Below are 23453 nucleotides of genomic sequence, written 5' to 3'. Positions count from 1 at the left end.
AGTGTCCGCCCGGTGCCGGAGGATTCATGTCATCCGGGGGGTCACTCACCCTGGTTCCGAAGGAAGCAGGTTCGATGATCGTCCGACGCGGCCCCGCCATCGTGCTCAGCCTCGTGCTGAGTGCAGCGGCCCTGTCAGTGGCTCCCGCCCTGGCAAAGGATGGCGGGGCTGCGAAGGACGTCGACCGCGACCAGTGCGACCCGAGCTCGGTGTCCCGCGCCAAGCTCAAGGTCGAGCAGGTCGACGGCAACAACAGCCGGCTTCAGGTCACGGGCACCGTGTGGAGCGACGACAGCGACGTGTGGGCCTGGCGGCTCAAGCACGAGGGTGAGGTCTCCGACGACGGGCGGGCCCGCGGCAGCGAGAACTCCGACCTGAGCTTCCGCGTGGTGCGGACGATGTTCAACCTCCCGGGCACTGACGACGTGGTGTTCCGCGCCGAGAACCTGCGCACCGGCGAGGTCTGTCGCGCCACCGTCTCCTACTGAGGTAGATGGGGCCTATCCTGTCCGGACCCCAGCGAAAGGTCCGACGGTTGAGACTGCTCCGCAGCCCCGTGGCGCTGTTCCTCACCATCGGGATCCTCACTGCTGCCGGCATCATCGTGGGGACCAACGTCCTCGCCGACCGGGCGGCCGCTGACGAGGCGATCTCCGAGGCCCGCGACACCACCCAGCTGCTCGCCCAGTCGGTGGTCGCACCGGAGTTCCCGCCGCGGGCCGTCCACCTCAGGCCCGAGAACGCGACCCAGTACCTCATCCAGCTCGAGAAGTTCGACTCCGAAGTCCAGGCCCGGCTGCTGAAGACGGATCGCCCGTACCGGATCAACATCTGGTCCGCCAACGGGCGGTTGATCTACACCAGCCAGCTCGACGTGCTCTTCGAGGACCTCTTCAAGAACGGTTCGTCGGGGCAGCCGTCGCTGACCCTCGACGACGAGCAGCGCCGCATCCTGCGCAAGGGGGGCGTCGGGTCGGAGATCGCGGACCCGAGCCGGCCCGAGGACCTGGCCGCGGGCGGCACCGAGGGCATGGTCCGCATCTACACCCGCTTCGTCACGACCGACCGCGGCTCTCCCAGCGTCGCGGACCAGCGCGCTGCGGGTCGGCCCGTCCTGTTCGAGGCCTACTTCCCGGTCGCCGACCTCACCAAGCGGCGGGCGCAGATCTTCGACGCGTTCTTCTGGATCACCGCGGGCGCCCTGGTCCTGCTGATCGCCGTCGCGACCGCGATCCTGGCGGGCCTGACGCGCGAGCTGCGGAAGACGGCGGCCGAGCGCGAACGTCTCCTCGTCTCCGCGATGGACGCGTCGGACGCCGAACGCCGCCGGATCGCCCGGGACCTGCACGACAGCGTGGTGCAGGACCTCGCCGGCACGGCGTTCTCCGTCAGCGCCCTCGCCCGCGTCCCCGACCTGCCGGACGAGTCCCGCGAGACGCTCGACACCGCCGGCTCGTCGCTGCGGACGAGCCTGAAGTCGCTTCGCTCGCTGCTCGCCGAGATCCACCCGCCCGACCTCAGCGCCGACGGGCTGCCCGCGGCGCTCGCGGACCTGATCGCGCCCGCCGGCACGTTGGGCATCCAGGCCTCGGCGACCGTGGAGGGCGCGGAGACGGCGTCGGTCGAGAACGTCGCCCTGGTGTGGCGGGTCGCGCAGGAGGCGGTCCGGAACGCGATGCGCCACTCGGACGCGTCCACCCTCGCGGTGACGGTCCGTGGTGACGGCACGACCCTGACCCTCGAGGTGGTGGACGACGGGATCGGCTTCGACCCCGCGCGCACCGCCCCGGACAGCTACGGCCTGCGCGGGCTGCGCAGCCTGGTCGCCGACAGCGGCGGCGTACTCGAGGTGCGGTCGTCGCCCGGTGAGGGGACGACCGTCCGGATGGAGGTGAAGACCCCGTGACGTCTCCCGTGAAGGTCGTCCTCGTCGACGACCACGCCGTGATCCGTGCCGGTCTCCAGCAGCTGCTCGCCGGCACCGACGACATCGAGGTCGTCGGCACCGCGGCGAACGGGGCCGAGGCGCTCGAGGTGGTGCGCTCGATCCGCCCCGACGTGGTGCTCATGGACCTGCAGATGCCCGAGGTCGACGGCGTCGCCGCCACCCGGGCGATCATGGCCGAGAACCTCGGCGTCGACGTGCTGGTGCTGACGTCGTTCTCCGACAGCGAGCGGATCATCGCCGCCCTCGACGCGGGCGCCGTCGGCTACCTGCTCAAGGACGCCGACCCCGAGGACGTCCTCCAGGGCATCCGCGCCGTCAGCCGCGGCGAGTCGCCCATCCACCCCCGCGCCGCCCGCGCGCTGCTCGGCTCCCGCGCCGGGTCGCCCCAGGTGCAGCTCACCAGCCGGGAGACCGAGGTGCTCGGCCTGGTGCGCGAGGGGCTGGCCAACAAGCAGATCGCCCGCCGCCTCGACATCAGCGAGCGCACCGTCAAGGCACATCTCACCTCCGCCTTCGCCCGGATCGGCGTCTCCGACCGCACCCAGGCCGCCCTCTGGGCCGAGCGCAACGGCCTCTGAGGCACCCTCGGCGGGCCGGATCGGGTCGCGGATTGGTCACCAACCGCGTGCGGGAGCGCTCCCATTCTGCGGTTGGTGACCAATCCGCGTGCTGGGGGGGCCGCGAACCCGACCTGGGTCAGAGCGAGCTGTCGTCGGCGACGTCGACCAGGCGGCTCCGCGGCTCCGGCAGCGGCGGGGGAGTGCCGCCGTACGCCGGGCAGATCGCCCGGTGGGCGCACCAGTCGCACAGCCGGCCGGGGCTGGGCCGCCAGTCGCCGGACTCCTCGGCGCGCCGGATCGCCTCCCACACCGCCTCGACCTTGCGCTCGGTGGCGAGCAGGTCACGCTCGTCGGGGACGTAGCGCAGCATCTCGCCGTTCCCGAGGTACACCAGCTGCAGCATCGCGGGCAGCACGCCGCGGGTGCGCCAGATGACCAGCGCGTAGAACTTCATCTGGAACAGCGCCTTGGCCTCGAACATCTCGTGGGGCGACCGGCCGGTCTTGTAGTCGACCACGCGGATGGCGCCGTCGGGCGCCACGTCGATGCGGTCGACGAAGCCGCGCAGCAGCAGCTTGGACTCCAGGAGGGTCTCGACGTACAGCTCGCGCTCGGCGGGTTCGAGGCGGGTCGGGTCCTCCAGGGTGAAGTACCGCTCCAGCACGCTCCGGCACGACGCGAGCCACTCGGCCGATTCCGGCCCGCCCTCGGCCTCGAACAGCGACGCCAGCTCGGGCTCCTGCTCGACCAGGGCGGCCCACGCGGGCTCCAGCATGCCGGCGGCCGCGTCCGGCGTACGCCGCTCCGCCGGCAGGTCGAACAGGTCCTCCAGGACCTTGTGGACGACGGTGCCCCGCACGGCGTCCGGCGAGTACGGCTCCGGCAGCTTGTCGATGGTGCGGAACCGGTACAGCAGCGGGCAGCTCATGAAGTCGCCGGCCCGGCTGGGGGAGAGCGCGCCGAGGACCTCGACCCCGTCGACGACCGTCCCCACCCGGGCCGCCGGCGACTCCTCCTGCACGCTCACACCGTCACCCTAGGTCAGCCCACCGACACCCCCGGGCAGGGACGGTCGGCTAGCCTCGACACGTGCCCGACCACCCATCCCGGCCCCGCCCGCCGGGCACCTTCCGCGTCGGCACGATCGCCGGCAGCGACGTCCTGGTGTCCTCGTCCTGGTTCGTGGTCGCGGGCCTGATCGCCGTGATCGTCGCGCCGGTCGCCGAGCAGGCGCAGCCGGGCCTGGGGCCGTGGAAGTACGTCGCGGGCTTCGCGTTCGCGGTGATCCTCTACCTCTCCGTGCTGCTGCACGAGGCGTCGCACGCGTTCGCCGCGCGGCACTACGGGTTCCCGGTCAGCTCGATCACCCTGCACTTCCTCGGCGGCATGACCGCGATCGAGGGCGAGTCGCGGACGCCGCGGCAGGAGTTCCTGATCGCGGTCGTCGGCCCCCTCACGTCGCTCGCTGTCGGCGGCGCCGCGCTGCTGGTCCGTCCCGTCACCCCGGACGGCCTGCTCCTGATGGCGGTCAGTGGGCTGGCGGGCGCCAACCTCCTCGTCGGGTTCCTGAACCTGGTGCCCGGGCTGCCGCTGGACGGCGGACGGGTGCTCAAGTCGCTCGTGTGGCGGATCAGCGGCAACGTCCACCGGGGCACCATCGCGGCTGGTTGGGTGGGCCGCCTCGCCGCCGCGGGCGCGCTGCTCTGGCCGGTGCTCCAGGAGCCGGTCACGGGCACCCGGCCGCAGATCATCGACTTCGCGCTGGCGTTCATCGTCGCGGCCTTCCTCTGGTCCGGAGCCACCGCCGCGATGTCGTCGGCGCGGCTGCGCAGCCGGCTGCCGCGCCTGGTCGCCCGCGAGCTGGCCCGCCGTACCGTCGCCGTCCCGAGCGACCTGCCCCTGGCCGAGGCGGTACGCCGGGCCGAGGAGGCCCGGGTCGGGAGCATCGTCACCGTCACCGGGAACGGCGTCCCCGTCGGCATCGTCAGCGAGGCGGCGCTCGAAGCCACCCCCGACGAGCGCCGCCCCTGGGTGACGACATCCACGGTGGCGCGCACGATCGAGGACGGGCTACGCCTCCCGGCCGACCTGGCCGGCGAGGAGCTGGTGATGGCGATCAGCCGGACCCCGGCCGGCGAGTACCTCCTCGTCGAGCCGGACGGCGCCGTCGCCGGGGTGCTGATCACCGCCGACGTCGATAGGGCGTTCCGGGAGTCGGCGCACTAGGCTCTGCGGCCGTGTCAGCCCCCGATCCCGCGAGTCCGGACGTCCCCGCCGAGGCCTGGTCCGGTGTCCACCGGGGACCCCTGCGCCCCGGGGAGTGGATCCGGCTCACCGACCAGAAGGGGCGCCGGCACAACTTCGAGCTCGTCCCCGGCAAGCGGTTCTTCTCCAACCGCGGCCACATCGACCACGACGAGCTGATCGGCCGCGAGGAGGGCTTCACGGTCACCTCCTCGGCGGGCGGGGAGTACCTGTGCTTCCGGCCGCTGCTGTCGGAGTTCGTCGTGTCGATGCCGCGCGGTGCCGCCGTCGTCTACCCCAAGGACGCCGCCCAGATCGTCGCGCTCGCCGACATCTTCCCGGGCGCCCACGTCGTCGAGGCCGGGGTCGGCTCCGGTGCCCTGACCTGCTCGCTCCTCCGCGCCGTCGGCCCCTACGGCCGGGTCTCGTCCTACGAGCGCCGCGAGGAGTTCGCCGAGGTCGCCCGCCGCAACGTGAACCAGTTCTTCGGCGCCCCCGAGGGTGAGACCCACCCCGCCTGGCACCTCACCCTCGGCGACCTCGCCGAGGCCCTGCCGGCGTCGGGGGAGCGCGCCGACCGGGTCATCCTCGACATGCTCGCGCCCTGGGAGTGCCTCGACGCCACCGCCGACGCACTCCGCCCCGGGGGCATCGTCTGCGCCTACGTCGCCACCACCACCCAGCTCTCGCGCTTCGTGGAGACGGTGCGCGTGCACGGCGGCTTCACCGAGCCGCAGGCCTGGGAGTCGCTCGTCCGCGACTGGCACGTCGAGGGCCTCGCGGTCCGGCCGGGCCACAAGATGATCGGCCACACCGCCTTCCTCGTGACCGCCCGGCGGATGGCGCCGGGCGAGCGCCCGCCACTGAAGAAACGCCGTCCGGCCCCCGGCGCGTACGGCCCCGACTACGCCGGCCCGCGCCCGCCCGGCGTGCCCGTCGAGGAGCCGACCGGCTGACGCGCAAGACCTCGCGCATTGGTCACCAACCGCACGCGTGGGGGCCGATTTCATGCGGTTGGTGACCAATCCGCGTCCGGTCTGGCGGGCAGGCGCGCCGCCAAATCGTGACCAACACCCCGAAATCAGCCCTTCCCTCGGCGGTCCGCGCGGGTAGGGTCAATCGCACAGGAGGTGGCGCTGATGTCGACATCAGAAGGCGTGTCCAGCACGGGTGGCCGGAGCCCCGACGAGCTCGTGGACCAGGTCCGGCTCCTGGAGTCCGAGGTGGCCGACCTCCGTCGGCGGCTGGCCGAGGGCCCGGCGAGCAACCGCACGCTCGAGCTGCGGCTCGCGGACGCGCAGCGCAGCCTCGCGGGGCTGACCTCGCAGAACGAGCGGCTGGCCCAGACCCTCCGCGAGGCCCGCGACCAGATCATGAAGCTCAAGGAGGAGGTCGACCGGCTGGCCCAGCCGCCCGCCGGCTTCGGCACCTTCCTCAACCGCAACGAGGACGACTCGATCGACGTGTTCACCGGCGGCCGCAAGCTGCGCGTGAACGTCAGCCCGAGCGTCGACCTCGACACCCTGCGCCGCGGCCAGGAGGTCATGCTCAACGAGGCCCTCAACGTGGTCGCCGCCCTCGACTACGAGGAGGTCGGCGAGGTCGTGATGTTCAAGGAGCTCCTCGCCGACGGCGACCGGGCCCTGGTCATCGCGAACGCCGACGAGGAGCGGGTCGTCCGTCTGGCCGAGCCGCTGCGTGGCGACACGATCCGCGCCGGCGACTCGCTGCTGCTCGACTCCCGGGCCGGGTACGTCTACGAGAAGGTGCCGAAGTCCGAGGTCGAGGAGCTGGTCCTCGAGGAGGTCCCGGACATCGCCTACGAGTCGATCGGCGGCCTCGGCAGCCAGATCGAGGCGATCCGCGACGCGGTGGAGCTGCCGTACCTGCACCCGGAGCTCTTCAAGGAGCACCAGCTCAAGCCGCCCAAGGGCGTGCTGCTCTACGGACCGCCCGGCTGCGGCAAGACGCTGATCGCCAAGGCGGTCGCCAACTCGCTCGCCAAGAAGGTCAGCGAGCGCACCGGCCAGGAGGGGAAGTCGTACTTCCTCAACATCAAGGGCCCCGAGCTGCTCAACAAGTACGTCGGCGAGACCGAGCGCCACATCCGTCTGGTCTTCCAGCGGGCCCGTGAGAAGGCGAGCGGCGGCACGCCGGTCATCGTGTTCTTCGACGAGATGGACTCACTGTTCCGCACCCGCGGCTCCGGGGTGTCCTCCGACGTCGAGAACACCATCGTCCCGCAGCTGCTCAGCGAGATCGACGGCGTCGAGCTGCTGGAGAACGTGCTGGTCATCGGCGCCTCGAACCGCGAGGACATGATCGACCCCGCGATCCTGCGGCCCGGCCGGTTGGACGTGAAGATCAAGATCGAGCGGCCCGACGCGGAGTCCGCCCGCGACATCTTCAGCAAGTACCTCACGACCAGCCTGCCGCTGCACGCCGACGACGTCGCCGAGTTCGGCGGCGACCGCGAAGCGACCGTCAACGGCATGATCCGCGCCACCGTCGAGCGGATGTACACCGAGACCGAGGAGAACCGCTTCCTCGAGGTCACCTACGCCAACGGCGACAAGGAGGTCCTGTACTTCAAGGACTTCAACTCCGGCGCGATGATCCAGAACATCGTCGACCGCGCGAAGAAGATGGCGATCAAGGACTTCCTGGACCACGACCAGCACGGTCTGCGGGTCTCGCATCTGCTCCAGGCGTGCGTGGACGAGTTCAAGGAGAACGAGGACCTCCCCAACACGACCAACCCGGACGACTGGGCTCGGATCTCCGGCAAGAAGGGCGAGCGGATCGTATTCATCCGCACGCTCATCACCGGCAAGCAGGGCACCGAGCCCGGCCGCTCGATCGACACGGTCTCCAACACCGGCCAGTACCTGTAGCGGGCGCCGCGTCGGACGCGTCCAGGCGTCCGCCCGCAACGCGGATTGGTCACCAACCGCAGACTGGGAGCGATCCCACCTGCGGTTGGTGACCAATCCGCGCGACTCGGAGCCTGCGTGTGCCATGCCGGCCGGCGGGGCAACGTGCCGACATGTTCTGGCTGGGCGTCCTGCTCGGGGGACTGGTCTGCTCCGCGATCAGCTGGACCGCGGCTCGCCGCTCACTTCGGTGACGTCCGCGACACTCGCACCGAGCGCGGCCATCAGCGCGGCCGCGTCGACGTTGAGCGCGACGCCGTGCGCACCGCCGCCGATGCTGATCCGCCCGGTGATCGACGCGTCCGCGATCACGGGCAGGGCCGTGGCGCTGCCCAGCGGCGTGATGGTTCCGCGCTCGTAGCCGGTGACCGCGTACGCCGCGTCCGCGCTCGGCAGGGAGATCCGGTTCACCCCGAGCAGCGCCCGCAGCTTCGGCCACGCGATCTCGCGGTCGCCGGGCACCAGCACGAACCGGTGGTCGCCCTCGGACACCCGCACCACCATGGTCTTCACGACCTGTCGCGGCTCGACGCCGCGGGCCGCCGCGGCCTCCTCCAGTGAGCGCACCGGGCCGTGTCGCGTCGCCTCGTACTCGAGACCCAGCGCCTCGGCGGCCGCGATCGCCCGGGCCGAGTTGTCCGCACTCATGGGACCAACCTAGGCCGCCGTACCCCCTCGCGTACTCTCGGCACATGAGCGTGCGCCGCGTCATGGGGACCGAGGTGGAGTACGGCATCGCGGTGCAGGGGCAGCCCCTCGCGAACCCGATGGTGGCCTCCTCGCAGGTCGTCAACGCCTACGCCTCGGCCACGGTCAAGGCCCGCCGCGCCCGCTGGGACTTCGAGGAGGAGTCGCCGCTGCGCGACGCCCGCGGCTTCGACATGTCCCGCCAGGTCGCCGACCCCACCCAGCTGACCGACGAGGACCTGGGCCTGGCCAACGTGATCCTCACCAACGGGGCCCGGTTGTACGTCGACCACGCGCACCCGGAGTACTCGACGCCGGAGGTCACCACCCCGCTCGACATCGTCCGCTGGGACAAGGCGGGGGAGCAGGTCATGCTCGACGCCTCGCGCCGGGCCGGCCAGCTGCCGGGCGGGGCGCCGATCGTGCTGTACAAGAACAACACCGACAACAAGGGCGCGTCGTACGGCGCCCACGAGAACTACCTGATGCGGCGGTCGACGCCGTTCGGCGACATCGTCCGGCACCTCACGCCGTTCTTCGTCAGCCGCCAGGTGTTCTGCGGCGCCGGGCGGGTCGGGAAGGGCCAGGACGGCCGCGACCAAGGCTTCCAGGTCAGCCAGCGGGCCGACTTCTTCGAGGTCGAGGTCGGCCTCGAGACCACGCTGAAGCGCCCGATCATCAACACCCGGGACGAGCCGCACGCCGATCCGGAGAAGTACCGGCGCCTGCACGTCATCATCGGGGACGCGAACCTGTCGGAGGTCGCGACGTACCTCAAGGTCGGTACGACGGCGCTGGTGCTGGCGATGATCGAGGACCGTTTCATCACCACCGAGCTCACCGTGGAGGGCCCCGTCGCGGCCCTGCGCGCCGTCTCGCACGACCCGACCCTGACGACCCTGGTGACGCTGACCGACGGGCGGAAGCTGACCGGTATCCAGCTGCAGCTGGAGTACCTCGACCTGGCCAAGAAGTACGTCGAGGACCGGTACGGCGCGGACGCCGACCCGCAGACCGTCGACGTGCTGCAGCGGTGGGAGTCGGTGCTCGGCCGGCTCGAGCGCGACCCGATGCTGTGCGCGCGGGAGCTGGACTGGGTGGCGAAGCTGAAGCTCCTCGAGCAGTACCGGCAGCGCGACGGGCTGGACTGGGACGACGCGAAGCTGCAGCTGATCGACTACCAGTACTCCGACATCCGGCCCGAGAAGGGCCTCTACCACCGGCTCGTCGCGGGCGGCCGCATGGAGCGGCTGCTCGACGACGTGTCGATCGAGGCCGCCATGCACGACCCGCCCGAGGACACCCGGGCGTACTTCCGGGGCCGGTGCCTGGAGAAGTACGCCGCTCATGTGGCCGCGGCGTCGTGGGACTCGGTGATCTTCGACCTGCCCGGCCGGGAGTCGCTGCAGCGGGTCCCGACCATCGATCCGCTGCGCGGCAGCAAGGCGCACGTCGGCGAACTGCTCGACCGGTGTGAGACGGCGGAGGCTTTGTTCACCGCTCTCACCCGTTGAGTGGATAGGGTCGAGGCATGGCACAGGAGCAGAAGCAACCGCGGAAGTCCTCCGAGGCCGACGAGGTCGTCGAGACCGCTCCGGAGAGCGACGTCGCCGAGCGCAAGGAGGCGCTCGACAGCGACGTCGACGACATCCTGGACGAGATCGACGACGTGCTCGAGACCAACGCCGAGGACTTCGTGAAGTCGTTCATCCAAAAGGGCGGCGAATGAGCGACCCGCGCCTGCCGGCTGCCTTCCTGCAGCCGGGCACTTCCTCGTTCAGCGACTTCCTCGCCGAGCAGGCCCCCGACCTGCTCCCGGCGCGGCGGACCGTACCGCAGGGGCACGCCGGCGACCTGGCCCCGCACGGGACCACGATCGTCGCGGCGACGTACCCCGGTGGTGTCGTGATGGCCGGCGACCGCCGGGCCACGATGGGCAACATCATCGCCCAGCGCGACATCGAGAAGGTGTTCCCGGCGGACGAGTTCTCCGCCGTCGGCATCGCCGGCTCGGCGGGCATCGCGGTCGAGATGGTGCGCCTGTTCCAGACCGAGCTCGAGCACTACGAGAAGATCGAGGGCACCACGCTCTCGATGGACGGCAAGGCCAACCGGCTCGCGGCGCTGATCCGCTCCAACCTCGGGATGGCCATGCAGGGGCTCGCCGTCGTCCCGCTCTTCGCCGGCTTCGACCTGACCGGCGGCCGCGGGCGGATCTTCAGCTACGACGTGACCGGCGGCCGGTACGAGGAGACGGCGTTCCACTCCGTCGGCTCCGGCTCGCTGTTCGCGCGGGGCGCCCTGAAGAAGCTCTACCGCGAGGACCTCGACCAGACCGACTGCGTCACCGCGGTCATCCAGGCGCTGTACGACGCCGCGGACGACGACTCCGCGACCGGCGGGCCGGACCTGACGCGCCGGATCTTCCCGGTCGTCCAGGTCATCACCGCCGACGGCGGCCGCCGCCTGCCCGACGCCGAGGTCGCCGCGATCGCCGACCGGGTGATCGCCGGCCGGATGGCGCAGCCCGACGGGCCGACCGCGCCGCTGACCTCCTCGCCGATCACCGGGGGTGACGCCCGATGAGCATGCCGTTCTACGTCTCGCCCGAGCAGCTGATGAAGGACCGCGCGGACTTCGCGCGCAAGGGCATCGCCCGCGGCCGGTCCGTGGTCGCGGTGCAGTACGCCGACGGCGTGCTGTTCGTGTCCGAGAACCCGTCGCAGGCCCTGCACAAGGTCTCCGAGATCTACGACCGGATCGCGTTCGCCGCGGTCGGCCGGTACAACGAGTTCGAGAACCTGCGGATCGCCGGCGTCCGGCTGGCCGACATGCGCGGCTACGCCTACGACCGGCGCGACGTCACCGGCCGCGGCCTCGCCAACGCCTACGCCCAGACGCTGGGCACGATCTTCTCCTCCGGCGGGGAGAAGCCCTACGAGGTGGAGCTCTTCGTCGCCGAGATCGGCGACGCGCCCGAGGACGACCAGCTCTACCGGCTGACCTACGACGGCCAGGTCGCCGACGAGCACGGGTACGCCGTCATGGGCGGCGCCGCCGACGTCGTGGCGTCCTACCTGTCCGAGCGGTACGCCGCCGGGGCCTCCCTGGCGGACGCGATCTCGCTGGCGGTCGCCGCACTCGGCCACGGCGAGGCGGAGGACCGCGTCATCCCCGTCGACGACCTCGAGGTCGCCGTGCTGGACCGCACCCGCAGCCAGCCCCGGAAGTTCGCGCGGATCCGGCCCGCCCAGCTCGAGCAGGTGCTGGGCGACCGCGGCCCGGCCTCGCCCGCACCCGCGGACGCCCCCACCGACGCGCCCACCGACGAGACCACCGACACGCCTCCGGCGGACCCCGGCGCGCCGGTCGACGGTCTCTCCGGTCACGGCCGCAACCCGGAGGACGAACCCCCCATCGCTCCGCCCGCCTGACCCGGTTGTCGCTCCGATCACCGCGGTTTGGTCACCAAGCGCGAACGGGAGCGCTCCCATCGTGCGGTTGGTGACCAATCCGCGACCTTCTCGATCGGTGCCGGACTGCTCGTCCACAGGGCCGATAGCCCCCGGTTTCCGCTGCCCTGCGTGGGCGCAGCCTGTCGGGCATGAGGCGTGACGACGATGAGCCGATCCGGGGCGAGATCCGGCTGGCCTGCCTGCGGCGGGTCAGCCACGGGCTCGGCGTGGTCAAGCGTGAGGGACTCACCCCGCACCAGGAGTGGCTGCGAGACCTCCGCGCGTACCTCGCGGTGCTCCCGCCGAGCGCCCGCTACACCCACCTGACGGCCGCGGAGATCCTGGGTTGGCAGCTGCCGAAGCTGCCCGAGCAGGTGCCCGTGTTCGTGGCGGTCGACCGGGAGGATCCACGACCGCGCCGGCACGGGCTGATCTGCTCGCGACTGGCCGGGAAGCCCGAGAGGCGATGTCACCTGGGTCTGCCCGTCGACGAGCCGGAGGAGATCCTCCTTCGCTGCGCGCGCGACCTGTCGCTGCTCGACCTGGCGATCCTCGTCGAGTCGGCCCTCCAGCGCCGCCATCTCGACCCGCAGAAGATGGAGGAGCTGCTCACCACCCGGCGACCCGGCGTACGGATGTTGCGCGAGGCCTGGCGCCGATCGACCGGCAAGAGCCAGTCGGCGGGCGAGACGGTGCTCCAGCAGTTCCACCGCGTCCTGGAGGTCCCGTTCGAGCCGCAGGCCGAGCTCTACGACCAGGCCGGCAACTACGTCGGACGCGCCGACCTGCTGGTGGTGGGCACCCCCTATCTCCACGAGTACGACGGGGAGTACCACCGCAGCGCCGGCCAACAGAGGACCGACCTGCGTCGCGGTCGTGGACTGAGTGGGACCGACTACGTCCGGAAGGGCTTCGTGCTCGACGACCTGATCAACCACCCGGCCGTCGTGATGCACGAGATCGACCGGGCGCTCGGCCGCCGGCACGACCCGCGGCGGCTGCGGCGTTGGCGCGCGCTGGTCGAGAACTCGCTGTACTCCGACGCCGGACGGGAGCGGATCATGAACCGCTGGCGCCGCCAGCACGGCCTCCACGACTGGACCAGAACGGCGTGATCGGCCCCGATTCGTGCGGTTGGTGACCAAACCGCGACCCGAGGAGCCACGCAGGCGACCGCCGTACGCCTAGGCTGAGTCCGTGGACCGGCGGATCTTCGGGATCGAGAACGAGTACGGCGTGACGTGCACGTTCAAGGGACAGCGCCGCCTGAGCCCGGACGAGGTGGCCCGCTACCTGTTCCGCAAGGTGGTGAGCTGGGGCCGCAGCAGCAACGTCTTCCTGCGCAACGGCGCCCGGCTCTACCTCGACGTGGGCAGCCACCCGGAGTACGCCACGCCCGAGTGCGACGACGTCGTCGAGCTGGTGACCCACGACAAGGCGGGGGAGCGGGTGCTGGAGGGGCTGCTGCTCGATGCGGAGCAGCGGTTGCACGACGAGGGCATCGCGGGCGAGATCTACCTGTTCAAGAACAATACCGACTCGGCCGGCAACTCCTACGGCTGCCACGAGAACTATCTGGTCAGTCGGGCCGGTGAGTTCTCCCGGCTCGCCGACGTGCTCATCCCGTTCCTGGTGACCCGGCAGATCATCGTCGGCGCCGGCAAGATCACCCAGACGCCCCGCGGGGCCAGCTACAGCGTCTCCCAGCGCGCCGAGCACATCTGGGAGGGCGTCAGCAGCGCCACGACGCGGAGCCGGCCGATCATCAACACCCGGGACGAGCCGCACGCGGACGCCGAGAAGTACCGGCGCCTCCACGTGATCGTCGGCGACAGCAACATGAGCGAGACCACCACGATGCTGAAGGTGGCCAGCTGTGACCTGGTGCTGCGGATGATCGAGGAGGGCGTGGTGATGCGCGACCTCACGATGGAGAACCCGATCCGAGCGATCCGCGAGATCTCCCACGACGTCACCGGGCGCCGCAAGATCCGCCTCGCCAACGGCCGCGAGGCGAGCGCCCTCGACATCCAGCAGGAGTACCTCGCCAAGGCCCGGGACTTCGTGGACCGCCGAGAGATCAGTACGCCAGTCATCGAGCAGGCCCTGGACCTCTGGGAGCGCGGGCTCAAGGCCGTGGAGTCCGACGACCTCGGCCTGGTCGACCGTGAGATCGACTGGGTCATCAAGTGGAAGCTGATCGACCGCTACCGCGCCAAGCACGGACTGCCGCTCGGACACCCCCGCATCGCGCAGCTCGACCTGGCCTACCACGACATCCACCGCGGTCGCGGGCTCTACTACCTCCTGGAGAAGCGCGGCGCGGTCGCACGGGTGACCAGCGACCTGAAGATCTTCGAAGCGAAATCCGTACCGCCGCAGACCACCCGAGCCCGGCTGCGCGGTGAGTTCATCCGGCGGGCTCAGGAGCGCCGGCGCGACTTCACGGTGGACTGGGTGCACCTGAAGCTGAACGACCAGGCGCAGCGCACGGTGCTCTGTAAGGACCCCTTCCGGGCGTACGACGAGCGAGTGCAGCGCCTGATCGACGGCATGTGAGGCCCCGGCGGCGCGCGGATTGGTCACCAACCGCATGCCGACGGGCCGAATTCGTGCGGTTGGTGACCAATCCGCGTCCCGACAGCCGCTCCGATCAGCGTCCCCTCAGGCATGCCGGATAGTGTGACCGCTGCCGAAACGAACCCGATCCGAATTAGGTGAACTCCGTGTCTCGACGTCTCCGACGCCTTCCGGCCGCCCTGCTGCCGCTGTTGCTGGCCACCACCCTGGTCGCCTGCGGCTCCAACAGCGACGGCGGCAGCGACTCCGGCGGTTCCAGCGACGCCGGCCTGCACGGGATCTCGATCTCCGGTGACCTCGGCTCCGAGCCGAAGGTCGACTGGAACGGCAAGCTCGAGACCGACAAGACGGAGACGACCGTCGTCCAGGAGGGCGACGGGCCGGAGATCGCCGACGGCGACAAGGTCCAGGCGTACCTGTGGATCGGCAACGGCTACACGCAGGACAAGGCGTACAGCGACTACGACGCCGGCCAGCCGGAGACCGTGACCGCCAGCGACCAGCTGAGCCCGGTGTTCAAGGATGCCGTGCTGGGCCAGAAGATCGGCTCGCGGGTCGCGGTCACCACGACGGCCGAGGAGGCGTTCGGCGCCTCCGGCAACCCGAACCTCGGGATCGCCAACAAGGACACCGTCCTCATCATCGTCGACCTGATGGAGCCCTACCAGGCGCCGAAGCCGAAGGACGTGCCGTCCTCGCAGCTGCCGAAGGTCGTCGAGAAGGGCGGCACGGTGACCGGCCTCGACTTCTCCGGCATCGACAAGCCCGACCCGAACGGCGACCTGCTGCGCAGCGTGATCAAGCAGGGCAAGGGCAAGGCGGTCACCGAGGACATGACGGTCACCGCGAACTACCTCGGGGAGACCTACGACGCGAAGAAGCCGTTCGACGAGAGCTACTCCAAGAAGCCGGTGCCGTTCTCGCTCCAGCAGGTCGTGAAGGGTTGGACCTACGGGCTGTCCGGCCTCCACGTCGGCGACCGGGTGGTGCTGCAGATCCCGCCGGACCTCGGCTACGGCTCGCAGGACCAGCCGAACATCCCGGCCGACAGCACGCTGTACTTCGTCGTCGACATCATCTCGGCCAAGTAGCCGGTAGCAGCGCAGGGGACGCGGCAGCATGGCGGTGCAGAAGAGCGAGCGACTGCTCAACCTGCTCATCATGCTGCTCGTCCAGCGCCACTACGTCTCGAAGGACCGGATCCGGGCGATCCTCTACCCGGACTCGAGCACCGACGCCTTCGAGAAGATGTTCGAGCGGGACAAGGAGGAGCTGCGCAGCCTCGGCGTGCCGATCGAGGTGGGCAACATGGACGCCTACTTCGACGACGAGCCGGGCTACCGGATCCGCCCCGACCGGCTGGCGCTCCCGGACATCCGGCTCACCGCCGACGAGGCGGCCGTGATCGGCCTGGCGACCCGGGTGTGGGAGCACGCGCGGCTGGCCGAGGCGACCACGGAGGCGGTCCGCAAGCTCACCGCGTTGGGCGTCCCCACCGACGTCACCGCCCTGGACATCGCCCAGCCCCGCCTGAGTGCCGACGAGCCGTCGTTCGACCTCTTCTGGGAGGCGGTCCAGGACCGCACGCCGGTCGAGTTCGAGTACCGCCGCTCCGGCGCCACCGAGGCGATGACCCGCCACCTCCAGCCGTGGGGTGTGGTCCGCTACTCCGGCCGCTGGTACGTCGTCGGCTTCGACACCGACCGCGGCGAGGAGCGGGTCTTCCGGCTGTCCCGGGTCCAGGGCGAGGCCCGCAAGAAGGGCCGCCCCGGCTCGTACGACGTCCCCCCGGGCACCGACGTGCGGGCCACCACCGTCCGGCTCGCTCCGGCGCCGACCACCGTGCCGGTGACGCTGCTGGTGCGCGAGGACGCCGGGCTGGCGCTGCGCCGCGACGCCGAGTCCGTCGAGACCGGCGTCCGCGGACCCGACGACCGCACCGGCTGGGACCGGATCGTCGTGACCCGGGGGAGCGGGGTCGCCGACGAGATCCTCGGGTACGCCGCCGACGTGTACGTCGAGGACCCCGCGCACCTGCGCGACGAGGTGGTACGGCGCCTCACGACGGCTCTGGAGCGCACCGCATGAGCGCGGCGTCCGGCGCGAGCTCCGGCGCGAAGGACCAGGTCGCGCGGCTGCTGACCCTGGTGCCGTACCTCCACACCCACGGCCAGGTGCGCCTCGACGAGGCGGCGACGGCGCTGGGCGTGTCGCCCGACCAGCTGCTCGGCGACCTCAAGGTGCTGCTGATGTGCGGCCTGCCGGGCGGCTACCCCGACGACCTCATCGACGTCGACCTCGACGCGCTCGAGGGTCCGGAGGCCGACGGCGTGATCCGGGTGTCCAACGCCGACTACCTGGCCCGTCCGCTCAAGCTGACGCCCACCGAGGCGACCGCGATCATCGTCGCGCTCCGCGCGCTGCGCAGCACCGCCTCCGAGGAGACCCGCGAGGTCGTGGACCGGGCGCTGGCGAAGCTCGAGGCGGCCGCGGCGGAGGGCTCGGCCGCGCCGCAGATCGACCCGGGGGAGGAGTCTCCCGAGCGGCTCGACCAGGTCCGGCTGGAGGACGATCTCCAGGACGCCGTGGCCCGGCAGCGGCAGGTGCGGCTGACCTACTTCGTCCCGTCCCGCGACGAGCAGTCCGAGCGGACCGTCGACCCCCGCGGGGTCGTGACCGCGCACGGGTTCCGGTACCTCGACGCCTGGTGCCACAGCGCCGAGGCGCCCCGGCTGTTCCGGCTCGACCGGATCCGCAGCGCGACCGTGCTGGACACGGCGATCCAGACCGCGCCGGAACCGCCGCGCGACCTCAGCGACGGACTGTTCACCCGGTCCAGCGACACCACGCCGGTGACCCTCGGCCTGGGCCGCGAGGCGCGCTGGATCGTCGAGTACTACCCGGTGGAGGCGGTCCGGACCCGGCGCGGGGGCCGGCTCGAGGTGGACCTGCTGATCGCCGACGAGCGCTGGTTGCAGCGGCTGCTGCTGCGGTTGGCGCCCCACGCCCGGGTCCTCAGCCCGCCGGAGCTGCAGGAACGATTCCTCGACAGTGCCCGAACCACCCTCAGTCTCTACGCCTGACCGGCGTACGATGACTGCGTTACCACCACGACAGATCCAGGACAGAAGAGGTCTCCATGTACGCGATGATCGGAATGCCCCAGGGAGCCGAGTGGCTCGTGATCCTGGCGATCGTGGTGCTCGTGTTCGGTGCCGCCAAGCTGCCCGACCTCGCCCGCGGCACCGGGCAGGCGCTGCGCATCTTCAAGGCCGAGACCAAGGGCCTGCGCGACGACGACGAGAAGGACCAGGCGACCCCGCCGCCGCCCGTGGCGCCGGCGCCGACCGAGCTGCCCCCGACGACGGCGCAGGAGCCCGTCCGGCCCCAGGACCAGACCGACAAGCACAACGGCTGATCCACGCGCTGACCACGCACTGACCACGCACTGACCACGCACTGACTTGGCGATCTCCGGGGTCCTCCGCCTCTTCTCCGGCAGACCCGTCCACCCCGTCGGCGCCGACGGCCGGATGGCGCTGTCGGACCACCTGCGGGAGCTGCGCGCCCGCATCCTGAAGGTCGCGCTCGCGCTGATGGTTGCCTTGGCCGTCGCGCTGTTCTTCTTCGACCAGCTCTACGACTTCGTCTACGGGCCGTACAAGGACGCGCAGGAGAGCCTGCCCCAGGGCTCCAGCCTGGCCACCACGAGCGGCGCCGGCGGCGGTCTGATGCTCTACCTGAAGCTCTGCGGCTTCGCCGCGCTGATCAGCACCAGCCCGATCTGGCTCTACCAGATCTGGGCGTTCATCCTCCCGGGGCTGCACGCCAACGAGAAGCGCTGGTCCTACATCTTCCTCGCGGTGGCCGCGCCCCTCTTCGCCGTCGGCGTGGTGCTCGGCTTCGTGACCCTCCCCAAGGGCCTCGAGGTCCTCATCGGCTTGAACCCCGACGGGGTCACCAACCTCATCGACTTCAACGAGTACCTGCAGTTCTTCTTCCGCACGCTGCTCGTCTTCGGCCTGGCCTTCGAGATCCCGGTCTTCGTGATCATGCTCAACCGCGCCGGCGCGGTGAAGGGCCGGACGCTCGCGCGCTACCGGCCCTGGATCGTCATCGCGATCTTCGTGTTCGCCGCCGTCGCGACCCCCTCCACCGACCCGTTCACGATGACGTTCATGGCGGTGCCCATGGTCGTCCTCTACTTCATCTCAGAGGTCCTGGCGCGCGTCCACGACAACCGCAAGGAGCGCAGCCGCCCGAACGCCGGTCTCTCGCCGGACGAGGCCTCGCCCCTGTGACCCCGGTCGACCCGTTCGACCTCCCCGAGTGGCTCGGTGAGGACGACGTCACCTGGGCGGCCGAGTCCGGGCTCCGCACCGGGTACGCCGTGCCCGGCGTGCTGACGAGCGACGGCCACCAGCCGCTGCCGTGCGACCTGCTCGCGGTCGACGAGGCCTATCCCGTCCCGGTCGCCGACGAGAAGGTCCGCCACGACGCCCACCAGGCGTGGCGGCACGGCCAGGTGCTGCTGGTCGGGGTCGACGACCGGCTGACGCTGGCCGTCCCGGGCACCCGGTTCACCGCCGACCTCGTCCTCGACGCGCTCGGCCGGCTCGCGAAGGCGGTCGGGGCCTCGGCCGAGCACTACGCCGTGCTCCTGCGGATCGGCACCGCGAAGCCGTAGGAGGCCCTAGTCTTCGCGGCGTGGACTGGATCACGCTGCTCACGAACCCCACGTCCGGCAAGGGCCGGGGCGCCCGGTTCCGCGACGCCGCGGCTGCCCGGCTCCGGGCCGCCGGCGTCGACGTGACGACCGTCGAGGGCCGCGACGCCGACGAGGCCCTCGACCTGGCCCGCGCGGCGGTGGCCGGGGACACCGAGGCCCTGGTGCTGTGCGGCGGCGACGGCATGGTGCACATCGGCGTCCAGGCGGCCGCGGGCACCGGTACGCCGATCGGCATCATCCCGTCCGGCACCGGCAACGACGTGGCCCGCTACTTCGACATCCCCCGCAAGGACCCCGTTGCCGCGGCCGAGCGGGTGCTCGCCGGGACACCGCGCACGATCGACCTCGCCCGCAGCGGCACCCAGTACTTCACGACCGTGCTCGCGGCCGGCTTCGACGCGATCGTCAACGAGCGCGCGAACCGGATGACCTGGCCGAAGGGCCAGATGCGCTACAACATCGCGACGCTGGCGGAGCTGCGCATCTTCGAGCCGATCCCGTACACGCTCGACCTCGACGGCGAGACCCGCACGCTGGCGGCGATGCTGGTCGCCGTCGGCAACGGCCCGTCGTTCGGGGGCGGCCTGCGGATCACCGAGGGCGCCGTCCTCGACGACGGCTTCCTCGACGTCGTGATCATCAAGCCGATGAGCAAGCCCGGCCTGATCCGCACCTACCCGAAGCTGTTCAAGGGCACCCACGTGACCCACCCGGCCTACGAGCACCACCGGGTCCGCTCGGTCACGGTCGCCGCGCCCAACATCGTCTCCTACGCCGACGGCGAGCGCTTCGGCGCGCTGCCCCTGACCGTGGAGTGCGCGCCCGGAGCGTTGCGGGTGCTCGCGTAGGTTGGTCCGCATGAGCACCGCGGACGACCTGAGCCCGTCCGAGCGGTACGCCGACTACCGCCGGCACCGCCAGCACCCCGTCCTCCGCGACTTCCAGGCCCTGTACGACTTCCCCCTCGACGAGTTCCAGCTCGAGGGCTGCCGCGCGATCGAGGACGGCCGGGGCGTGCTGGTGGCGGCGCCGACCGGGTCGGGCAAGACGATCGTCGGCGAGTTCGCGGTCCACCTGGCCATGCAGACCGGCCGCAAGTGTTTCTACACGACGCCGGTCAAGGCGCTGTCGAACCAGAAGTTCAACGACCTGGTCGCCCGCTACGGCCCCGAGCAGGTCGGCCTGCTCACCGGCGACAACGTCGTCAACGGCGAGGCGCCGATCGTCGTGATGACGACCGAGGTGCTGCGCAACATGCTGTACGCCGGCTCCCGGACCCTGCTCGGCCTCGGGTTCGTGGTCATGGACGAGGTCCACTACCTCGCCGACCGCTCCCGCGGCGCCGTCTGGGAGGAGGTCATCATCCACCTCCCGGAGTCGGTCACGCTGGTCTCGCTGTCGGCCACCGTCTCCAACGCCGAGGAGTTCGGCGAGTGGCTCGAGACCGTCCGTGGCGACACCTCCACGATCGTCGAGGAGCGGCGACCGGTGCCGCTGTTCCAGCACGTGATGGTGGGCCGCCGCGTCCTGGACCTGTTCGCGAAGTCCGACGTCGACGCGGCGGCCGGGTTCGTCAAGGAGGGTGCCCCGGTCAACGACGAGCTGCTCAAGATCGCCCGCGACGACTGGGCGAGCACCCGGATGCGCGACCGCCGCTCGCCGCGCGACCGCAACCGGCGGGCGACCAGCAAGCACAACGTCGGCAACGGCCGCCGGGTCTGGATCCCCAGCCGGCCCGACGTCATCGAGCAGCTGGATCGGCTCGCGCTCCTGCCCGCGATCGTCTTCATCTTCAGCCGGGTCGGCTGCGACGCCGCGGTCACCCAGTGCCTGAGTGCCGGCGTCCGGCTCACGACGCCCGAGGAGCGCGACGAGATCTACGCCTACGTCGAGGCCGCGTGCTCGCACCTGCCGTCCGAGGACCTGCACGTGCTCGGCTACCACGACTTCCTCGACGGCCTGACCCGCGGCGTGGCCGCCCACCACGCCGGCATGCTGCCGGCGTTCAAGGAGTGCGTGGAGCAGCTGTTCCTGCGCGGCCTGTGCAAGGTCGTGTTCGCCACCGAGACGCTCGCGCTCGGCATCAACATGCCGGCCCGCACGGTCGTGATCGAGAAGCTCTCGAAGTGGAACGGCGAGAACCACGCCGACATCACGCCGGGGGAGTACACCCAGCTCACCGGCCGCGCCGGCCGCCGCGGCCTGGACACCGAGGGCCACGCCGTCGTGCTGTGGCAGCCGGGGATCGACCCGCGCCAGGTCGCGGGCCTCGCCTCCACCCGCACCTACCCGCTGCGCTCGTCGTTCCGGCCCTCGTACAACATGGCCGTCAACCTCGTGCACCAGTTCGGCCGCGAGCGCTCGAGGGAGCTGCTGGAGCAGTCGTTCGCGCAGTTCCAGGCCGACAAGGCCGTCGTGGGGCTGGCCCGCCAGCTCCGCAAGGCCGAGGACGCGCTCGAGGGCTATCGCCAGGCGGCGTCCTGCCACCTCGGCGACTTCATGGAGTACGCCGCCCTGCGCCGGCGGATCAGCGACGTCGAGAAGGGCGCCAGCCGGGCTCGCAAGGCCGACCGGCGCGACGAGGCCGTCGAGTCGTTGCGCGCGCTCAAGCCGGGCGACGTGATCCAGGTGCCGACCGGGAAGTTCGCCGGGTACGCCGTGGTCGTCGACCCGGGCTGGTCGCCCGAGGGCCCGCGCCCGTACGTCGTCACCGCCGACCGGCAGGCGCGCCGGCTGGCGATGATCGACTTCCCGACCCCGGTCACCGCCCTGGCGCGGCTGCGGGTCCCGAAGAACTTCAACGGGCGCAACCCCCAGATGCGCCGCGACCTCGCGTCGGCGCTGCGCTCGCGCACGCACGACCTCGACCCGATGCCGCCGTCCCGGGCCGCCCAGTCCGACCGCACGCGCACCGCGGCCGACGACGAGATCGCCGACCTCCGCGCCCAGCTCAAGGCGCACCCGTGCCACGCCTGCCCGGACCGCGAGGACCACGCCCGGTGGGCGGAGCGGTACTTCAAGCTCGAGCGTGACGCCCAGACCCTCAAGCGCCGGGTCGAGCAGCGCACCAACACCGTTGCACGGCAGTTCGACCGGGTGTGCGACGTGCTGACCGCGCTGGACTACCTCGAGGGCGAGCACGTCACCGACCGCGGCCGGCACCTGATGCGGCTCTACTCCGAGCTCGACCTGGTCGCCGCGGAGTGCATCCGCGTCGGCCTGTGGGACGAGCTGGATCCCTCCGGGCTGGCGGCCGCCCTCTCGGTGCTGGTCTTCGAGGCGCGCCGCCCCGACGACGCGAGCTCGCCGCGCATCCCCGGCGGCCTCGTCCGCGACGTGATCGGCGAGATGGTGAAGCTGTGGGGGACCCTCGACGCCCTCGAGCGCGACCACAAGCTGGACTTCCTGCGGCAGCCGGACCTCGGCTTCGCCTGGGTCGCCTACCGCTGGGCCGAGGGCGACGAGCTCGACGACGTGCTGATGGTCAGCGACCTGGCGGCCGGCGACTTCGTGCGCTGGATGAAGCAGCTCATCGACCTCGCCGGACAGGTCGCGGACGCGGCCGGCGCGACGCCGCTGCGGGAGACCGCTCGCGAGGTCGTCCGCCGGCTGCGGCGCGGTGTGGTCGCCTACTCCTCGCTGACCGACGACGAGGACTGAGCCAGCTCCGCGATGGCCTCCTCGACCGGCACGTCGCCGTTCACGAGATTCCACTGCTGCCGGATGCTCCCGGGCGCGTCCAGCACCGCGGCGAGCACCGCCGCCACGTCGGCCCGGGTCACGTCGCCGCGCGCGACGTCCGGGCCGAGCGACACCCGGCCGGTGGCCGGGTCGTCGGTGAGCCGGCCCGGCCGGATGATCGTCCACGCGAGGTCGCTGGCCCGCAGCGCGGCGTCGGCGTGCCGCTTGGCCTCCACGTAGGCGCGCCACACGTCGCCGGTGTCCTCCGGCAGCGGGTCGTCGACGCCGATCGCGGAGACCTGGACGAAGCGGTCGATGCCCGCCTTCCGGGCGGCTTCGATCGACTTCAGCGAGCCCTCGAGGTCCACGGTGCGCTTCCGCTCGATGTTCCCGTCCGGGCCGCCGCCGGCCGCGAACACCACCGCCGCACAGCCCTCGAAGGCCGTGGCGAACGCGTCGACGTCGTCCCGCTCGATGTCGAGCAGCCGGACCTCCGCCCCGCGGTCCTCCAGCTCGGCGCGGTACTCCTCCCTCCGCACCAGCGCCACCGGGTCGTGCTCGGCCCGGCGGAGCACGTGGATGAGCTGGCGGGCCACCTGGCCGTGGCCCCCGACGATCGCGATCCGAGTCATGCGT

Annotated in this window: 23 protein-coding genes; 20 read left to right on the top strand and 3 right to left on the bottom strand. The window is 71.4% G+C overall.

Annotation, left to right across the window (positions count from 1 at the left end; all coding sequences use genetic code 11):
• The first annotated feature begins 74 nt into the window (after window positions 1-74).
• Genes ABD086_RS10840 through ABD086_RS10830 form a run of 3 tightly spaced genes read left to right on the top strand, consistent with a single transcriptional unit; the run spans window position 75 to window position 2526 of the window.
• A complete protein-coding gene (locus tag ABD086_RS10840; protein WP_343907540.1) occupies window positions 75-488 on the top strand; it encodes a hypothetical protein in 414 nt (137 codons plus the stop codon).
• 47 nt (window positions 489-535) lie between these two features.
• Window positions 536-1906 carry a sensor histidine kinase gene (locus tag ABD086_RS10835; protein ID WP_343907539.1) on the top strand — a complete coding sequence of 457 codons (1371 nt, stop codon included), beginning with the start codon at window positions 536-538 and terminating at the stop codon, window positions 1904-1906.
• Window positions 1903-2526: a response regulator gene (locus ABD086_RS10830; RefSeq protein ID WP_343907538.1), complete on the top strand. Its 624-nt coding sequence runs from the start codon at window positions 1903-1905 to the stop codon at window positions 2524-2526. The genes ABD086_RS10835 and ABD086_RS10830 overlap by 4 nt, the downstream gene beginning before the upstream one ends.
• Before the next feature lie 118 nt (window positions 2527-2644).
• On the opposite strand, the gene ABD086_RS10825 is transcribed toward ABD086_RS10830, so the two are convergent.
• Entirely contained in the window at window positions 2645-3535 is an 891-nt protein-coding gene (locus tag ABD086_RS10825) for a RecB family exonuclease (RefSeq protein ID WP_343907537.1), read from the bottom strand.
• A 62-nt stretch (window positions 3536-3597) separates the two neighbouring features.
• Between ABD086_RS10825 and ABD086_RS10820 the strand changes: the two genes are divergently transcribed.
• The 3 genes from ABD086_RS10820 (at window position 3598) to arc (ending at window position 7646) form a co-directional block, all read left to right on the top strand.
• The gene (locus tag ABD086_RS10820) at window positions 3598-4734 is read left to right on the top strand and encodes a site-2 protease family protein (RefSeq protein WP_343907536.1); all 1137 of its coding nucleotides are present in this window, start codon (window positions 3598-3600) and stop codon (window positions 4732-4734) included.
• An 11-nt stretch (window positions 4735-4745) separates the two neighbouring features.
• Entirely contained in the window at window positions 4746-5708 is a 963-nt protein-coding gene (locus tag ABD086_RS10815; protein WP_343907535.1) for a tRNA (adenine-N1)-methyltransferase, read from the top strand.
• A 183-nt stretch (window positions 5709-5891) separates the two neighbouring features.
• Window positions 5892-7646, top strand: a complete 1755-nt coding sequence (arc, locus tag ABD086_RS10810) for a proteasome ATPase (RefSeq protein WP_343907534.1) — start codon at window positions 5892-5894, stop codon at window positions 7644-7646.
• A 198-nt stretch (window positions 7647-7844) separates the two neighbouring features.
• Here the strand turns inward: arc and ABD086_RS10805 are convergent, their stop codons facing one another.
• Window positions 7845-8333, bottom strand: a complete 489-nt coding sequence (locus ABD086_RS10805) for an aminoacyl-tRNA deacylase (protein WP_343907533.1) — start codon at window positions 8331-8333, stop codon at window positions 7845-7847.
• Window positions 8334-8377: 44 nt separating this feature from the next.
• Here ABD086_RS10805 and dop point away from each other — a divergent pair, with 44 nt between their 5' ends.
• The 14 genes from dop (at window position 8378) to ABD086_RS10735 (ending at window position 22796) form a co-directional block, all read left to right on the top strand.
• Window positions 8378-9886 (top strand): depupylase/deamidase Dop, encoded by a 1509-nt coding sequence (gene dop / locus ABD086_RS10800; protein WP_343907532.1) that lies wholly within the window; start codon window positions 8378-8380, stop codon window positions 9884-9886.
• A 17-nt stretch (window positions 9887-9903) separates the two neighbouring features.
• The gene (locus ABD086_RS10795) at window positions 9904-10101 is read left to right on the top strand and encodes a ubiquitin-like protein Pup (RefSeq protein ID WP_343907531.1); all 198 of its coding nucleotides are present in this window, start codon (window positions 9904-9906) and stop codon (window positions 10099-10101) included.
• Window positions 10098-10958 (top strand): proteasome subunit beta, encoded by an 861-nt coding sequence (prcB, locus tag ABD086_RS10790; protein WP_343907530.1) that lies wholly within the window; start codon window positions 10098-10100, stop codon window positions 10956-10958. Before ABD086_RS10795 ends, prcB begins: the two co-directional genes overlap by 4 nt.
• The gene (gene prcA, locus ABD086_RS10785; protein ID WP_343907529.1) at window positions 10955-11806 is read left to right on the top strand and encodes a proteasome subunit alpha; all 852 of its coding nucleotides are present in this window, start codon (window positions 10955-10957) and stop codon (window positions 11804-11806) included. Before prcB ends, prcA begins: the two co-directional genes overlap by 4 nt.
• 170 nt (window positions 11807-11976) lie before the next feature.
• Window positions 11977-12942 carry a hypothetical protein gene (locus ABD086_RS10780; protein WP_343907528.1) on the top strand — a complete coding sequence of 322 codons (966 nt, stop codon included), beginning with the start codon at window positions 11977-11979 and terminating at the stop codon, window positions 12940-12942.
• 82 nt (window positions 12943-13024) lie between these two features.
• Window positions 13025-14386 carry a Pup--protein ligase gene (gene pafA, locus ABD086_RS10775; RefSeq protein WP_343907527.1) on the top strand — a complete coding sequence of 454 codons (1362 nt, stop codon included), beginning with the start codon at window positions 13025-13027 and terminating at the stop codon, window positions 14384-14386.
• A 167-nt stretch (window positions 14387-14553) separates the two neighbouring features.
• Window positions 14554-15498 (top strand): FKBP-type peptidyl-prolyl cis-trans isomerase, encoded by a 945-nt coding sequence (locus tag ABD086_RS10770; RefSeq protein WP_343907526.1) that lies wholly within the window; start codon window positions 14554-14556, stop codon window positions 15496-15498.
• A gap of 28 nt (window positions 15499-15526) precedes the next feature.
• A complete protein-coding gene (locus ABD086_RS10765) occupies window positions 15527-16495 on the top strand; it encodes a helix-turn-helix transcriptional regulator (protein ID WP_343907525.1) in 969 nt (322 codons plus the stop codon).
• Window positions 16492-17490 (top strand): helix-turn-helix transcriptional regulator, encoded by a 999-nt coding sequence (locus ABD086_RS10760; RefSeq protein WP_343907524.1) that lies wholly within the window; start codon window positions 16492-16494, stop codon window positions 17488-17490. The genes ABD086_RS10765 and ABD086_RS10760 overlap by 4 nt, the downstream gene beginning before the upstream one ends.
• A 56-nt stretch (window positions 17491-17546) precedes the next feature.
• Complete coding sequence (gene tatA, locus ABD086_RS10755) at window positions 17547-17825, top strand: twin-arginine translocase TatA/TatE family subunit (RefSeq protein ID WP_343907523.1); 279 nt, start codon at window positions 17547-17549, stop codon at window positions 17823-17825.
• A 46-nt stretch (window positions 17826-17871) separates the two neighbouring features.
• Window positions 17872-18708, top strand: coding sequence for a twin-arginine translocase subunit TatC (tatC, locus tag ABD086_RS10750; protein ID WP_343907522.1), 837 nt, complete (start codon window positions 17872-17874; stop codon window positions 18706-18708).
• Window positions 18705-19094: a hypothetical protein gene (locus tag ABD086_RS10745; protein WP_343907521.1), complete on the top strand. Its 390-nt coding sequence runs from the start codon at window positions 18705-18707 to the stop codon at window positions 19092-19094. The genes tatC and ABD086_RS10745 overlap by 4 nt, the downstream gene beginning before the upstream one ends.
• A gap of 20 nt (window positions 19095-19114) precedes the next feature.
• On the top strand, window positions 19115-19984 hold the full coding sequence (locus ABD086_RS10740) for a diacylglycerol kinase (RefSeq protein ID WP_343907520.1): 870 nt from the start codon (window positions 19115-19117) through the stop codon (window positions 19982-19984).
• Between the two features lie 10 nt (window positions 19985-19994).
• Entirely contained in the window at window positions 19995-22796 is a 2802-nt protein-coding gene (locus ABD086_RS10735; protein ID WP_343907519.1) for a DEAD/DEAH box helicase, read from the top strand.
• On the opposite strand, the gene ABD086_RS10730 is transcribed toward ABD086_RS10735, so the two are convergent.
• The gene (locus ABD086_RS10730) at window positions 22766-23449 is read right to left on the bottom strand and encodes an SDR family oxidoreductase (RefSeq protein WP_343907518.1); all 684 of its coding nucleotides are present in this window, start codon (window positions 23447-23449) and stop codon (window positions 22766-22768) included. The two genes, ABD086_RS10735 and ABD086_RS10730, sit on opposite strands and share 31 nt — an antisense overlap.
• Between the last annotated feature and the right edge of the window lie 4 nt (window positions 23450-23453).

The sequence above is a fragment of the Nocardioides aquiterrae genome (genome assembly GCF_039526625.1).
Lineage (GTDB): Bacteria > Actinomycetota > Actinomycetes > Propionibacteriales > Nocardioidaceae > Nocardioides > Nocardioides aquiterrae.
Note: the sequence above shows the minus strand (reverse complement) of the source record. Positions and strands in the feature narration are given on the sequence as shown.

Coding starts and splice junctions, on each gene's coding strand:
- ABD086_RS10795 (WP_343907531.1), top strand. CDS start 9,904: ATGGCACAGGAGCAGAAGCAACCGCGGAAGTCCTCCGAGGCCGACGAG.
- ABD086_RS10735 (WP_343907519.1), top strand. CDS start 19,995: ATGAGCACCGCGGACGACCTGAGCCCGTCCGAGCGGTACGCCGACTAC.
- prcB (WP_343907530.1), top strand. CDS start 10,098: ATGAGCGACCCGCGCCTGCCGGCTGCCTTCCTGCAGCCGGGCACTTCC.
- ABD086_RS10805 (WP_343907533.1), bottom strand. CDS start 8,333: ATGAGTGCGGACAACTCGGCCCGGGCGATCGCGGCCGCCGAGGCGCTG.
- arc (WP_343907534.1), top strand. CDS start 5,892: ATGTCGACATCAGAAGGCGTGTCCAGCACGGGTGGCCGGAGCCCCGAC.
- ABD086_RS10840 (WP_343907540.1), top strand. CDS start 75: ATGATCGTCCGACGCGGCCCCGCCATCGTGCTCAGCCTCGTGCTGAGT.
- ABD086_RS10730 (WP_343907518.1), bottom strand. CDS start 23,449: ATGACTCGGATCGCGATCGTCGGGGGCCACGGCCAGGTGGCCCGCCAG.
- ABD086_RS10780 (WP_343907528.1), top strand. CDS start 11,977: ATGAGGCGTGACGACGATGAGCCGATCCGGGGCGAGATCCGGCTGGCC.
- ABD086_RS10760 (WP_343907524.1), top strand. CDS start 16,492: ATGAGCGCGGCGTCCGGCGCGAGCTCCGGCGCGAAGGACCAGGTCGCG.
- tatA (WP_343907523.1), top strand. CDS start 17,547: ATGTACGCGATGATCGGAATGCCCCAGGGAGCCGAGTGGCTCGTGATC.
- dop (WP_343907532.1), top strand. CDS start 8,378: ATGAGCGTGCGCCGCGTCATGGGGACCGAGGTGGAGTACGGCATCGCG.
- prcA (WP_343907529.1), top strand. CDS start 10,955: ATGAGCATGCCGTTCTACGTCTCGCCCGAGCAGCTGATGAAGGACCGC.
- ABD086_RS10765 (WP_343907525.1), top strand. CDS start 15,527: ATGGCGGTGCAGAAGAGCGAGCGACTGCTCAACCTGCTCATCATGCTG.